At 71.6% G+C, this 13,320-nt stretch carries 12 protein-coding genes; 6 read left to right on the top strand and 6 right to left on the bottom strand.

Features of this window, described 5'->3' with window-relative positions:
- Positions 1–153: 153 nt before the first annotated feature.
- Together VF289_RS00660 and VF289_RS00665 are read left to right on the top strand one after the other, a co-directional pair.
- Entirely contained in the window at positions 154–504 is a 351-nt protein-coding gene (locus tag VF289_RS00660; protein ID WP_330880067.1) for a DUF485 domain-containing protein, read from the top strand.
- Entirely contained in the window at positions 504–2,090 is a 1,587-nt protein-coding gene (locus VF289_RS00665) for a cation acetate symporter (protein ID WP_330880069.1), read from the top strand. The genes VF289_RS00660 and VF289_RS00665 overlap by 1 nt, the downstream gene beginning before the upstream one ends.
- A 197-nt stretch (positions 2,091–2,287) precedes the next feature.
- On the opposite strand, the gene VF289_RS00670 is transcribed toward VF289_RS00665, so the two are convergent.
- The 3 genes from VF289_RS00670 to VF289_RS00680 form a co-directional block, all read right to left on the bottom strand.
- On the bottom strand, positions 2,288–3,220 hold the full coding sequence (locus tag VF289_RS00670; RefSeq protein WP_330880071.1) for a hypothetical protein: 933 nt from the start codon (positions 3,218–3,220) through the stop codon (positions 2,288–2,290).
- A 172-nt stretch (positions 3,221–3,392) separates the two neighbouring features.
- Positions 3,393–3,830, bottom strand: coding sequence for an OsmC family peroxiredoxin (locus VF289_RS00675; protein ID WP_330880072.1), 438 nt, complete (start codon positions 3,828–3,830; stop codon positions 3,393–3,395).
- Between the two features lie 145 nt (positions 3,831–3,975).
- A complete protein-coding gene (locus VF289_RS00680) occupies positions 3,976–5,922 on the bottom strand; it encodes a solute carrier family 23 protein (protein WP_330880074.1) in 1,947 nt (648 codons plus the stop codon).
- Between the two features lie 250 nt (positions 5,923–6,172).
- Here VF289_RS00680 and VF289_RS00685 point away from each other — a divergent pair, with 250 nt between their 5' ends.
- The 3 genes from VF289_RS00685 to VF289_RS00695 all read left to right on the top strand — a co-directional run bounded on the left by VF289_RS00685 (position 6,173) and on the right by VF289_RS00695 (position 9,090).
- Positions 6,173–7,390, top strand: coding sequence for an MFS transporter (locus VF289_RS00685; RefSeq protein ID WP_330880076.1), 1,218 nt, complete (start codon positions 6,173–6,175; stop codon positions 7,388–7,390).
- A gap of 99 nt (positions 7,391–7,489) precedes the next feature.
- A complete protein-coding gene (locus tag VF289_RS00690; RefSeq protein WP_330880078.1) occupies positions 7,490–8,383 on the top strand; it encodes an alpha/beta hydrolase in 894 nt (297 codons plus the stop codon).
- A 134-nt stretch (positions 8,384–8,517) separates the two neighbouring features.
- Positions 8,518–9,090 (top strand): hypothetical protein, encoded by a 573-nt coding sequence (locus VF289_RS00695; protein ID WP_330880080.1) that lies wholly within the window; start codon positions 8,518–8,520, stop codon positions 9,088–9,090.
- 172 nt (positions 9,091–9,262) lie between these two features.
- Here VF289_RS00695 and VF289_RS00700 read toward each other — a convergent pair whose 3' ends face one another.
- From VF289_RS00700 to VF289_RS00710, 3 genes are all read right to left on the bottom strand, one after another.
- Positions 9,263–10,507 (bottom strand): phosphodiesterase, encoded by a 1,245-nt coding sequence (locus VF289_RS00700; RefSeq protein ID WP_330880082.1) that lies wholly within the window; start codon positions 10,505–10,507, stop codon positions 9,263–9,265.
- Positions 10,508–10,637: 130 nt separating this feature from the next.
- Positions 10,638–11,504 (bottom strand): hypothetical protein, encoded by an 867-nt coding sequence (locus VF289_RS00705; RefSeq protein WP_330880084.1) that lies wholly within the window; start codon positions 11,502–11,504, stop codon positions 10,638–10,640.
- 11 nt (positions 11,505–11,515) lie between these two features.
- The gene (locus VF289_RS00710; RefSeq protein WP_330880086.1) at positions 11,516–11,890 is read right to left on the bottom strand and encodes a hypothetical protein; all 375 of its coding nucleotides are present in this window, start codon (positions 11,888–11,890) and stop codon (positions 11,516–11,518) included.
- 23 nt (positions 11,891–11,913) lie between these two features.
- Here VF289_RS00710 and VF289_RS00715 point away from each other — a divergent pair, with 23 nt between their 5' ends.
- Positions 11,914–13,308 carry a serine/threonine protein kinase gene (locus tag VF289_RS00715; protein WP_330880088.1) on the top strand — a complete coding sequence of 465 codons (1,395 nt, stop codon included), beginning with the start codon at positions 11,914–11,916 and terminating at the stop codon, positions 13,306–13,308.
- Positions 13,309–13,320 lie beyond the last annotated feature (12 nt).

The raw sequence follows: 13,320 nt of genomic DNA on the forward strand, positions 1-13,320 counted from the left end.
GGCTGCAGCGACACGCCGACGGGCACGGCCTGGGCGCGCGCCCCGCCGGACAGCGGGAAGCCGCTTGTGAGGGCCATCACTTCTGCTAGCGTCGTGGCGATCCCGGTCCTCCCCTGGCCGGGACCCGCAGCGCAGAACGAAGGAGTTGTGCTCTTGTCCTCCTCACCACCCCCCACCTCGGCGCCGGACGGCCCCACCCCCGAGCAGTTCCTGGCCGTCCAGCAGTCCGAGGAGTTCGGCCAGCTGCGCCGCAGCTTCCGCGGCTTCGCGATCCCGATGACGGTCGCATTCCTGATCTGGTACTTCGCCTACGTCCTCCTGTCCACCTACGCCGAGGGGTTCATGGCCACCCCGGTGTTCGGCAACCTCAACATCGGTCTGCTGCTCGGTATCAGCCAGTTCGTCATGACCTTCCTGATCACGTGGCTGTACATCCGCCACGCGAACAAGTCCTTGGACCCGATCGCGACGACGCTGCGCGACGAGCTGGAGGGTGATCTCTGATGGAGTTCGGCAACCCGATCCTGAACATCGCGATCTTCCTGGCCTTCGTGGTGGTGACCCTCGCGGTCGTCATCAAGGTCTCGAAGCAGAACACCACCGCTGCGGACTTCTACCACGGCGGCCGTGCCTTCTCCGGCCGACAGAACGGCATCGCCATCGCCGGCGACTACCTCTCCGCGGCCTCGTTCCTCGGCATCGTCGGCGCGGTCGCGCTGTACGGCTATGACGGCCTGCTGTACTCCGTCGGCTTCCTGGTGGCCTGGCTGGTGGCGCTGCTGCTGGTCGCCGAGCCGCTGCGCAACACCGGCAAGTACACGATGGCCGACGTCCTCAGCTTCCGCATGCGGCAGCGCCCCGTGCGCACCGCCGCCGCGACCTCCACTCTTGCCGTCACCTTCTTCTACCTTCTCGCGCAGATGGCGGGCGCCGGCGCCCTGGTCTCGCTGCTGATCGGGATCGAGGGCCGTGTCGGCCAGTCGATCGTGATCGCCGTCGTCGGCGTGGTGATGATCCTGTACGTGATGATCGGCGGGATGAAGGGCACCACCTGGGTGCAGATCATCAAGGCGGTCCTGCTGATCACGGCTGTCGGCATCTCCACCATCTGGATCCTGGCGCTCAACGGCTTCAACCTCTCCGAGGTGCTCGGCAAAGCGGTCGAGTCCCACCCCGACGGAGCCACGATCCTCGAGCCGATGCACCAGTACGGCGAGTCCGGTGCCACGAAGCTGGGCTTCGTCTCGCTCGCGATCGCGCTGGTGTTCGGCGCGGCGGGCCTGCCGCACGTGCTGATGCGCTTCTACACGGTGCCGACGGCGAAGGAGGCCCGGCGCTCGGTGGTCTGGGCGATCGCCCTGATCGGCTTCTTCTACCTGTGCACCCTGGTGCTCGGCTTCGCCGCCGCGTACATGGTGGGCGTCGACGTGATCGGCACCCTGCCAGGCGGCTCGAACTCCGCCGCACCGGCTCTGGCCTACGCGCTCGGCGGCACTGTGCTGATGGGGATCATCTCTGCGGTCGCCTTCGCGACCATCCTCGCGGTGGTCGCGGGTCTGACGATCACCGCCTCGGCGTCCTTCGCGCACGACATCTACAACGGCGTGATCAAGCATGGCAAGGCAGATCCGAAGAAGGAGGTCGCGGTCGCACGGCGCACCGCGCTGGTGATCGGCGCGGTCTCGATCGTCGGCGGCATCCTCGCCGCCGAGCAGAACGTGGCGTTCCTGGTCTCGCTCGCGTTCGCGATCGCCGCGAGTGCGAACCTGCCCTCGATCCTGTACTCCCTGTACTGGAAGCGGTTCAACACCCGCGGGTCGGTGTGGTCCATCTACGGCGGCCTGGGCAGCGCGGTCCTCCTGATCGCCTTCTCCCCGGTGGTCTCCGGCAGCGAGACGGCGATGATCCCGGGCGTCGACTTCGCCTGGTTCCCGCTGTCGAACCCGGCGATCATCTCGGTGCCGCTGGGCTTCTTCCTCGGCTGGCTGGGCTCGGTGACCTCCTCGGAGCACAACGAGCTCAAGCAGGCCGAGATGGAGGTGCGCTCCATGACCGGTGCCGGTTCCGAGAAGGCGACCGTCGACCACTGAGCCGTCCCCTCCCGTGGCAGCCCCACCCCACGGCAGCTCCGCCCCACGGCAGAGTCACGAAGTGGGGGAATAGCGTGACCCATTCCCCCCACTTCGTGACTCTGGCTGGGCGAGGGCGAGGGCGAGGGCGAGGGTGAGGGCGTGAGTGAGGGCGAGGGCGTGCGCGTGGGTGAGGGGGCGCCGCCCGGCGCGCGGGCTCACGCCAGGCGCAGTCCCGACTCCGGGCGGGTGGCGCGGTCGTGCAGGTCGATGATCTGCTGTTCCTCGGTCGACGGCGCCGGGCCCGACACCTCCAGCAGTCGGCACACCGCGACGCGCTCTGACGCCTGCCGATAGCGTTCCACCCAGGCACGATGCGCCTCGTCGGCCGCGGTGCGGGTGCCGAGGTCCTCAAACCGGTCCACCTCGATCCGCCACGGCTTCGGGGTGAGGCGTGCCCGATAGGTGTCGTGCACGCGGCACAGGATCATGTAGAGCTCGTCGCTCCTCACCTGCCCCATGAGGTCCCGTGCACGCTCGCTCGAGGGCCCTGCGCCGGTGCCGGTGACCAGCAGGCGGAAGCCGTTGCGGGTGCGGTAGCTGCGCACTCCCAGCTCGGGGTGGCGGGCGCGGAAGTCCTCGATCAGGGCCAGCGTGCGTTCATGGTGGTCACCGCGGCGGCCCGCGGAGCGCAGCCCGAAGGCGTCCGGGTCCTGCTGCTGCTCGGTGAGCTCCTCGCCCCGGCCTCCACCGAACAGGCGTGAGAGCACCCCGCCGCCACCGGGCTTCACGCGGTCCTGCGAGGACGGCTCGACCAGGTCGACGTCGCTGATCAGCACCGCCTCGGTGTTCAGCACCGCGGAGCCGTAGCGATTACGGGTGATCGCCGCGACCAGGGTGCCATCGGGGCCATGGAGCTCGTCGAGCAGCTCCTCGGGCAGACGCCGCAGCGGGTAGTACTCGACATCGCTGTCCTTCCCCCGATCCGGTCCGCCGGCGGCGACCATGCGCCGGAGATGCTCGCGCGCATCGCGCTGGGCATCCTCGGGGGAGAGGTCGGAGGCGCCGTGGGCCGTCATCGCCCACTCCTGACCGCCCGGGAAGGTGACGGTCTCGCGGGCGGTGGCCCAGTGGCGAGGGATCGGTCGCATGCTCCGACCGTAACGCAGCCCGCATCGCGAACGCGGCCCGCATCGCGCCGGGCGATGCGGGCCGCGAAGCACGCTCAGGAGTGGACGCCGGGGCCCTGACGCTCGGGTGCCCGGGCACCGGAGAGCTCCGGCACCGGAGAGCACCGGCACCGGGCGCTCGGGCGGAGGCGGATCAGGCGAGCGACGCCTTCAGCGTGATGTCCACGCCGGCCAGGGCCTTGGAGACCGGGCAGCTGCTCTTGGCCTCTTCGGCCAGGCGCTGGAAGTCGGCGTCCTCGATGCCGTCGATCTGCGCGGTCACGGTCAATGCGATGCCGGTGATGCCGCCCTCGCCGATGTTGAAGGTGACGTCCGCCGTCGTGTCGACCGCGGTGGGTGGGGTGTCGTTCTCGGCGAGCATGTTCGAGAACTGCATGGAGTAGCAGGCGGCGTGCGCGGCGCCGAGCAGCTCCTCGGGGGAGGTGGTGCCCGTGGCGGCCTCCTCGGAGCGTGCCTTCCAGCTCAGGTCGAAGGTGCCGAGCTTCGAGGTCTCCAGGGTGGTGGTGCCGGAACCGGAGAGGAGATCGCCCTTCCAGGCGGTGGAGGCGGTGCTGACGACGGGACGGGGCATGGTGGCTCCTTCGATCGACGGTCGCCCGTGCGATGCCGCACGGGGCGCTCGTCCTCCACCGTAGTCCTGCCCCGCCACGAGGGGGAGGGGCCGATCGTCCCGGATCCGGCCGACCCGCCCGTCGGCCGGGTGCCGCGCCGCCCGGCTACTGCAGGGACTCGAACTTCCGCACCCAGGCGGAGCCGACGGGGTTCGCGTCGGCGACCATGATCCCGAAGCGGTCCCCGGCGATCTCCGCGACCTCGGTGAGCGCCACGCGGCGCTCGTGCTCGGGGGAGTGGTCCAGTCGCCGCACCCCGTTCTCGATGATCTTCGCGAAGGAGTCGGTGCGGCCCAGGAACGCGACGAAGGGCATGTCGAACTTCTCGGCGTAGCGGGCCGAGAGGTCGCGCACCGCCTCGACGTCCTCGTCGGTGAGGTTCTCCAGCGCGAAGGAGCCCACATCCTGGCTGATCGCCTCGGCCTGCTCCTCGTCGGCAGTGACCAGGGTGGCCATGTCCGGGTAGCTGGCCACCAGGGTGTCCTGCTCGGCACGCTCCGCGGAGAGCACCGCGTCCTCGATCGCGGCCCGCAGCGCGGGGGCGTCGGCGAAGGGACGGGACTCCCAGGCGCGCTCGAGCGGCCAGGTGGCGCCGTTGAACAGCGAGCCGAAGGTGGACACGAAGGTCTCGCGCTCCATGTCGTTCACGTCGTCGATGCCGATCCGCTCGCCGGCGGAGGTGGTGGCGACGTTCGCGCCGCGCTGGCGGCCGATGTGGAAGAACAGCAGGTTCAGCCCGATCGCGCTGATCGCGCCGACGGTCACGCCGGAGGAGACGAACACCTGCGCCCAGGAGGGGAACACCCCGGCGATGTCGGGCTTGAAGCTCACCAGCATCGCCAGGCCCAGCGAGGTGCCGACGATGACGGAGTTGCGGTTGTCGGTGAGGTCCACCTTGGAGAGGGTCTGGATGCCCACCAGCGCGACCGAGGCGAACAGGGCGAGCGAGGCGCCGCCGAGCACGGGGGAGGGGATCGCGGCGACCACGGCACCGGCCTTGGGCAGCACGCCGAGGACGATCATCATCACGCCCGCCCCGGCGACCACCCAGCGGGACTTCACGCGGGTCAGGCGCACCAGGCCGATGTTCTGCGCGAAGCAGGTGTAGGGGAAGGAGTTCAGCACGCCGCCGAGCAGGGTCGAGAGGCCGTCGGCGCGGATCGCCTCGGAGATGTTCTTGGGGCGGATCCGCTTGCCCACGATCTCGCCCGCGGCGAAGACGTCGCCGGTGGTCTCCACCATCGTGATCAGCATGACGATGATCATCGAGATGATCGCGGTGGCCGAGAAGGTGGGGATGCCGAAGTAGAACGGGGTGGTGACGCCGAAGGCCGAGGCCTCGGTGACGCCGCTGAAGGAGGTGTCGCCCAGCAGCACCGCGACGGCGGTGCCGATCACGAGGCCCAGCAGGATCGCGATCGTGCCGAGGAAGCCGCGGAAGAACCGCTGCACCAGCACGATGATCGCGAGCGTGCCCAGCGCGTAGAGGATGTCGCGGGTGGCAGGGGTGCCCTCGGCGTAGTTGGTGATGTCCCCGGCGGAGACGCCCAGCAGGGTGATGCCCATCGTGGTCAGCACGGTGCCGATCACCACCGGCGGGAAGAACCGCAGGATCTTCGCGAAGTAGGGGGCGACCAGGAAGGTGAACAGTCCCGCGACGATGATCGAGCCGTAGATCATCGGCAGGCCCTCGGCGCCGCCCTCGCCGCCGGTCGCGGCCAGGCCGATCGCGATGATCGGGCTCACCGCGGTGGTGGTCACGCCCTGGATGATCGGCAGGCGCACGCCCACCTTCCAGAAGCCGACGGACTGGATCAGCGTGGCGATGCCGCAGGTGAACAGGTCCGCGTTGATCAGGTGGATCGTCTGCTCGGGGGTGAGGTTCAGCCCCGAGGCGATCAGCAGCGGCACGATCACGGCGCCCGCGTAGAAGGCCAGGACGTGCTGGAGGGACAGCACCGTGAGCCGGGCCGGCGGCGGCACCTGGTCGACGGGATGCCGGCGCGCGGCGGAGGCGTCGGAGGGCGGGGCGGGTGCTGCGGCGGTGGTCATCGAGGTCCTTGGGTTCGTGGAGCGAGCCGTCGAGCGATCTGTCGGGCGATCTGTCGAGCGAGGAGCTCCACGCGGAGGGAGGGGGAGGGAAGGAGAGGTGGCGGAAGGAGAGGCAGGGGAAGGAGGGGCCGGGTGGGCCGCGCACCAGCGTAGGCGGCGCCGCCCCGCCGCGAGATCCGGGGCCCGGTCGTGGACGTGAGATCTCCGTCATCCTGTGGCTCCGCTCCCGGATCGCGAGTAGAAGGGAGGAGTGACGACCACCCCTGCCCACCGACCGCGCGCTCGCCGCCTGGGCATGCTGCTCGCGGTCCTCGCCGTCCTCACCGTCGGCGTGAACCTGCGCCCCGGAGCCACCAGCGTCGGCCCGGTGATGGAGGACGTCGTCGGCGCCTACGGACAGGGGGCCGTGGCCTCGGGTCTGCTCACCGCGCTGCCGCCGCTGGCCTTCGGCGCCCTCGGCCTGCTCGCGGTCCCGCTCTCCCGGCGCCTGGGACTGACCGGTGCGATCGTCTCCTCCTTCGTGGTGGTCGCCGTGGGCCTGCTGCTGCGCCCATCCGCCGAGTCCTTCGTCCTGTTCGTGGTGCTCTCGGTGCTGGGGCTGCTGGGGCCGGCGCTCGGCAACGTGCTGGTGCCGGCCTGGATCAAGCAGCACGGGAAAGGTCGCACCGTCGGCCTGATGACGCTGTACAGCGTGGTCCTCGCGCTCGGCGGCTCGGTGGGTTCGGCCACCGCGGTGCCTCTTGCGGGCGCGGCGGCCGACGGATGGCAGGACGCCCTGCGGATCTGGGGCATGGTGATCGCGGTGCCCGTGGTGGTCTGGGCCGTGGTGCTGACCCGGACCGGGCATGACTTCCCGCCCGCCCCTCCCCGCGGCGAGATCGCCGGCTCGCTGCTGCGCTCACCCACCGCGATCGCGCTCACCCTGATGTTCGCGCTGCAGTCGCTGAACGCCTACACCCAGTTCGGGATGCTCCCGCAGATCCTCACCGACGCCGGGATCAGCCCGGCTCGCGCCGGTGTGCTGGTCGCCGTGATCGCCGGCTGGGGACTGGTGGGCGGGCTGGTGATGCCGACGGTGATCGCGAGGGCTCCGGGCCTTCCCTGGATCGTGAGCAGCTTCGGCGTGCTCACCGTCATCGGGTACACGGGCCTGCTCCTGGCACCATCGGTGAGCCCGCTGCTGTGGGCCTGCGTGCTGGGTGTGGGCGGGTTCGCCTTCCCCACCGCGATCGCGCTGCTGCCGGCCCGTACGCGCTCCCCGCTGGTCACCGCCCGGCTCTCCGGCATGGTCCAGCCGATCGGCTACCTGCTGGCCGCTCTGGGACCGATCACCGCCGGGGCGCTGCTGGGGGCCACCGGCTCGCCGGACGCGGTGCTGTGGTTCCTGGCGGGGACCGGGGCGCTGCTGACGGTCGCGGGCTTCCGGGCAGGCCTGCCGCGCCTGGTCGACCACGAGCTCTCCTCCTGACCTCCGGGGCGTCCGCCCGTGAAGGGTCCGCTCTGACGGGCTCGGCCCTCCGTCCACGGGCGCGGCGTGATCAGCCCGTTCGTGCCGGACCATCCGCCCATGCGTGCCCCCGTGATCGACCGGCTGGTGCCGCGTGATCCGTGGGATGATGCCCCCATGAGCCTCGTCCGCACTCTGCGCATCCTGGCCTCGCAGCGGCCGTCCACCCCTCCTCGCTCCGTCGCCGCGTCCGGGCGCGTCGACCGCCGACGGCACGGGCACGTGCCGGTGACCTGGATCGATCCCGGCCTCGCGGGCACCGCGACCATCGTCCACCTCCACGGCGGCGCCTATGTGTCCGGCGAGAGCGCACGGACGTGGGAGCTGCTCGAGGAGACCGCCCGCCGCAGCGGCGCGGCCGGGGCGATGATCCACTACCGGCTCGCACCGCGCCACAGCTTCCCCGCCGCCGTCGAGGACGTGTTGCACGCGCTCGACGATCTCACCGCCACCACTCTCCTTCGTCCGGGGCGCTGGGTGCTCTCCGGCGATGAGGCCGGCGGTGGGCTCGCGCTCGCCGTCGCGCAGGTCCTCGCCGGGTCCGGCGTGAGCTCCCCGGCCGCGGTGCTGCTCAGCTCGCCCTGGGCGGATCTGCGTGGTGACTCCGACGGCGGCGACCATCAGCGCGAGCTGCGCCGCATGGCCGCGCGGCTCTACGCCGGCGCCGTCCCCCGTACCGAGCCGCGGCTCAGCCCAGTGCTCGGGGATCTGTCCGCACTGCCGCCGGTGCATCTGGTGACCGGGCAGCACGACGCCCTGGTCGAGGACAGTCGCGGGCTGGACGCCGCGCTCACCGATGCCGGCGCCGAGCACGAGTACCTCGAGGTCCGTGGCGGCGGGGACCAGATCGCGACCTCCGGCGAGGGGCCGGCCACGCAGGAGGCGCGCCGCTTCCTGATCGCCGCGGCGCGCGAGGCCATGGGCCTGGGAGCCGCGGCGCCCGCTGCGCACTGAGCCCGCAAGCCAGTCTGCGAGCCCACCTGCCAGCCCGCGAGCCCGCCTGCCGACCTCGTCTGTGATGCACGGATCCTGCCCCGGGCCCGGTCGACGTGCAGAGTTCTGGTGGTGACGGCGCTACTCTGTGCCCCATGACAGAAGGTGACCGAACGGTCAGCAGCAGCGGGCACGTGACCTGGGACGGGAGCTCCCCGGCCGTGGACAGGATCTGCGACGTCCTGGTCACTCACACTCCGGCTGGGGGGCTGCGTCTGGTGCTGCAGCAGCTCACCCTCCACACGCACGGCCGAGACGCGGGCAGGCACGAATCGATCGACTCCATCGTGGACGTCGAGGGCAATCTCGTCGTGGTGCCCCTCGTGGCGGCGGTGCGCGAGGATCCCGCGATCTCCGCACGGCTGGATTCCGCACTGGGCGAGCTGCGTGCCGCGATCACCGCGGATCTGGGATCGGACGTGGACTCCCTCGAGGTGATCGCGGACGCTGACGGGTCCCGCCGCGTGATGGTCGTGCTGTCGGTCGAGGTGGCACCGGAGGAGATCGCCGCGGGCTCCACCCATCCGGCGCTCCATGACGGCGTCCACCACATCAGCCACCACGCCCCGGCGCTCGAGGACCTGCGCGACCGACTGGCCGGCCCGGAGCGGGGAGTGCTTCGTCGCCTCTGGGACACGGTGGTCACCCGGCTCCGTCCCGGACGCTGACGCCCGACACCGGCTCGCGCCCACGTCGGCCCGCGCCGCCGCCGGCTCGCGCCCACGTCGGCTCACACCCGTGCGGGATCCTGCCCCGTCAGCCCCCGCACAGGAAGCGTGCCGGACACAGACTCCCGTGCCGGTCACAGAGTCCCGTGCCGGTCGCAGGCTCCCGAGCCGCTCACGGATTCCCGAGGGGCTCCGGAGTGCGCATGCCGGCGGCGGTCGCGCCCGGCAGCTCGAGGTCCAGCGCCTGCGCGAGCGTGACCCCGAGGTCCGCCCATGATCCTTCAGCGCCTGCCGCCGGCATCCCCGGGCCCCGCGCGTGCACGATCGCGACGGCCGAGGGGTCGGTGACCGCGCGAGGTCCCGCATAGTAGGGATCCGTGCCCTCCACCAGCGGCCGCGCTGTCGCGGAGAGCCCGAACACCGTGCCGGGACTTCCCTCGAGCACCGCGATCACATCGGTCTCCTCGGTGGCGCCCACCCCGTCGTCCACCGCCCGGAGCTGCAGCCGGGAGTGGGCGGCGAGCTCGGCGAGTGCGGCCAGCGTGCCATCGCGCGCCGCCGCCCCCTCCTCGCGCCGCACGTGGACCACGCCGCGAGGACCATCGGGCCAGACGAGGGCCCGGAAGTCCGCCAGGCGCGGCCCGTCCGTGCGCAGCAGCCCGCTCGCGGCGAGCGCCGCGTTCGGATGGACCAGCAGGGCGGTGGGCACCAGCGGCCGCCCGGGCACCACCACCACCCGATCCTCGGGGCCAGGGGCGAAGGCCGTGACAAGCTGCTCGATCACGTCGGCCGTGTCCTGGAGGGACCGCTGGGACGGCATGGAGCCGAGCCCGGCGGTGCGGCGCTCGATCCCGAGGCCCGTCAGCCGGGCGGCGAGCAGATCGATCCGGCTCTGGCCGAGCGCCTCGGAGGCGATCTCCGCGACCAGGTCGTCGGCCGGGACCTGCGAGAGCTGCACCCCGGCCTCGCGCCTCGCGGCGAGATGCGCGGCGACCATCCGCGGTGAGCTGGTCTGCTCGGCCATGTCCCAACGATTGCGGTAGTGACGCAGATCCTCGACCAGCGGCAGGCACAGGTCGATGTCGCCGCCGGCCGTCGCCGGCCACTGCAGCGCGGCGGTGACGCGACCCGCCTCACGGGCCCGGGAGAACAGCGTCGGGATGCTCATCGACCGGGCGTACCAGGTGGAGCGGCTCTCGGGACGGTCGGGGCGGAAGGGCTGCTCGGTGGCGACTCCAGTACGGGCCACGGAGGCACCGGTGACCAGACCCGCGAGGGCGGGGGAGGACTCCGAGGGCCCGCCGGGGACGATCCGCAGGGCGGTGCCGCCGGTCAGCGCCCCGCTGGGGACGAGCGCGGCGGCATCATGCTCGTCGAGACCGTCGACCGCGAGGAGCAGCATGCGACCAGTGGTCATGGCACCTCCTCGGGATTCTCGGCGACGGTCCCGGAACTCTAGGCCTCGCGCCTTGCCGGGGCACGTGGATCCGGTGAGCAGGGAGCCACCGCGAGGTGAACTCCCCGTGCGAGGTGGGCTCCCACCCGCCTCACTCGCACTCGAGAAAGGTCTCGTCGTCCGTGGTGAAGAGCGAGGAGTTCTCGTCCAGCAGATGCTCCAGGGGGACGCGCGGGGAGCTGAGGACGCTCGTGCGCGTCGCTTCCTGCACGGCGTGATGGCGTTCGTCGTCCTCGAGGGCGGGGACCAGCAGGCCCTCGTGCTCGGCCAGGCCGCAGCCGTCCAGGCCGTGGATCGTCAGCTTGAGGCCCCCGCCGTCGGTGCTGCCCTCCCCGTCGAGGTCGAGCACGATGCCGAGGCGATAGGCGAGCACGCCCACCGCCCGCGTCCCGGTGTCGATGGCGGACCAGGCGACGGTCATTCCCAGGGCGAGGGCAGGCGCTTCCTCCTGCTCGGCACGGAACCAGTCCGCGCTGATCGCAGGGCGGCCGACGGTGCGGAAGGGCTCCGCGAGCGCGAGCGCGTAGAACGCCCGGCTGCCGTCGTCCCATGCGGACCGCAGAGCGTCCCGCCAGAACGTCGGGGCCGCCTCGGAGACGTGGTCGAACGTCTCCTCGTCGTCCATCCCGCGCAGCGACTCGGGGTCGAGATAGGCGGTGCCGAGGAAGGCGACGAGCATGTCGCGGGCCCCGTCGACGGCGCTGTCCTCGCCGCCGAGGTCGCCCCAGGTGCTGAGCTCCGAGGCCTCGCCCTGGACGGGCAGCGCCCGCAGCTCCTCGGCGGAGCGGGCGTTCCAGAGGTCGGGATCCAGCACGGCGAGCGGGTCCCGGGCCACCTCGGCGGAGGTGGGCACCGGCTCCGGGCCGCCGCAGCCGGAGACCAGCACGGCGCCGCTGGAGGCGGCGAGCAGCGGGACCAGGCTCCGGCGCCCGATGCGCGGCATCCGAGCAACCGGCATCCGAGCCTCCGTCATCGCAGATCGGGCTCCGAGGTGTCGGCGCGGCCGGTGTCCGCGTCGAGCCGACGCCGGATGGTGACCGCGGTCCGGCGGTCCTGGCGAGTGGCCTTCTCGACCAGCGGAGCGGTGTCGTGCTCGGGCTCCTCGGGCTGGACCACCAGCCACACCACGAATCCGATGGTGAGCAGGAGGCAGATGGCGCCCAGGAGCGCCAGCAGCGGCCAGGAGAAGTCGACCGGGTCCCAGAAGGGATCCCCTTCGAAGGGTGAGGTGGCTCCCGCGACGATACCGACGATGCCCACGAATCCCCCTCCGGCCGTGCCGCCCTCGCCCGGGGCGGTGGCCCGGGACGCACAGATCACCGCCAGCATAACGCCGCCGCGCATCCTGACGTTATGCTGGAAAGACTATGGCTGACGTTATTGTCGGGCGCTTCGCGCTCATCGACCTGATCGCGAAGGGCGGATCCGGGTCCGTCTGGCGCGCCTGGGATTCGAAGACCGAGGAGCTCTGCGCGGCCAAGGTCCTCCGGCAGCGCGATTCCGCCGACCTCATGCGCTTCGTGCGTGAGAAGGGCGTGAGCTTCGACCACCCCCATCTGCTCACCCCCCATGGCTGGGGTGCCGAGGACGAGCACGTGGTCATCGCGATGCCCCTGGTCACCGGCGGCACCCTCGAGTCCGTCGTGAAGAAGAAGGGCAAGCTCGCCGAGCCGTCCGTGGTCGTGATCCTCGACCAGCTGCTGGACGGGCTCTCCCATGTGCACGCGGAGGGCTGGATCCACCGCGACGTGAAGCCCGCGAACATCATGTTCGAGGCGCGGGGCCGTGCCTTCCCCGCCTCCCGGCTGGCGGACTTCGGCATCGCCGTGCACGAGACCGACGTGCGCTTCACCCACGTCGGCATGGTCAACGGCACCCCCGGTTACATGGCCCCGGAACTGTTCTCCATGGCCGAACCGGCCCCGTCGCACGACCTGTACGCCGCCGGGGTGGTCGCGCTGGTGGCGCTGAACGGGCCCATCAAGCTGCACGACGGCTCGTTCCGTCCCGACGAGCTCTCCCAGTACCTGCGCGGGGTCACCCCGAAGCTGTCCGCGGTGATCCGTCGGCTGGTCGCGGCCCAGCCGGAGGACCGCTACCAGGACGCGGACACCGTGCGCCGCGACCTGCCGCGCGTGCCCCAGGGGTATCCGCTGACCCATGCGGACGGCACGCCGCTGTCCTTCGAGGACACTCTGGACCCGCTGCCGCCGAATGCTCCCGGCGCGGCCCGCCCGGAACGGCCGGCACCCCAGGTGGCGCCCTCCTCGATGGAGGCGATCCGCGCCGGTCATGTGCAGCAGGGATTCAGCTCCGGCTCCCCGTCGCCGCAGACCGGCCCGCAGTGGGCGCATCGGACCCCGCCGCAGGGAGCGCCGCAGCAGGGGACCCCGCCCCAGCACAGCGGGGCCTTCACTCCCCACCCGCCGACGGCGACGCAGACCGGCACCGGTTTCACCGGGGGACAGAACAGCTCCCGCAACCGCGGCACGATGATCGCGGTCGTGCTCGGGGCGGGATCCGCTCTGGTCCTCGGAGCGATCGTGGCGGTCGTGCTGCTCATGGTCTTCAACCCGAACGCCGCCTCCGGCGCGCTGGGCGGAGGATCTGGAGCGGTCAGCAGCATCGACGCCTCCTTCGCGGAGGTCGCACCGGGTCAGGAATGCGTGCCCGAGGACGAGGGCGTCATCGCGCTCACACGCGAGGGCGAGTACCTCTCCTGCACGCAGGCCCCGGACGGAGAGGGCTACGCCTTCCACTGAGGTCCACCACTG

The sequence above is a fragment of the Brachybacterium sp. genome (genome assembly GCF_036379615.1).
Taxonomy (GTDB): Bacteria; Actinomycetota; Actinomycetes; order Actinomycetales; family Dermabacteraceae; genus Brachybacterium.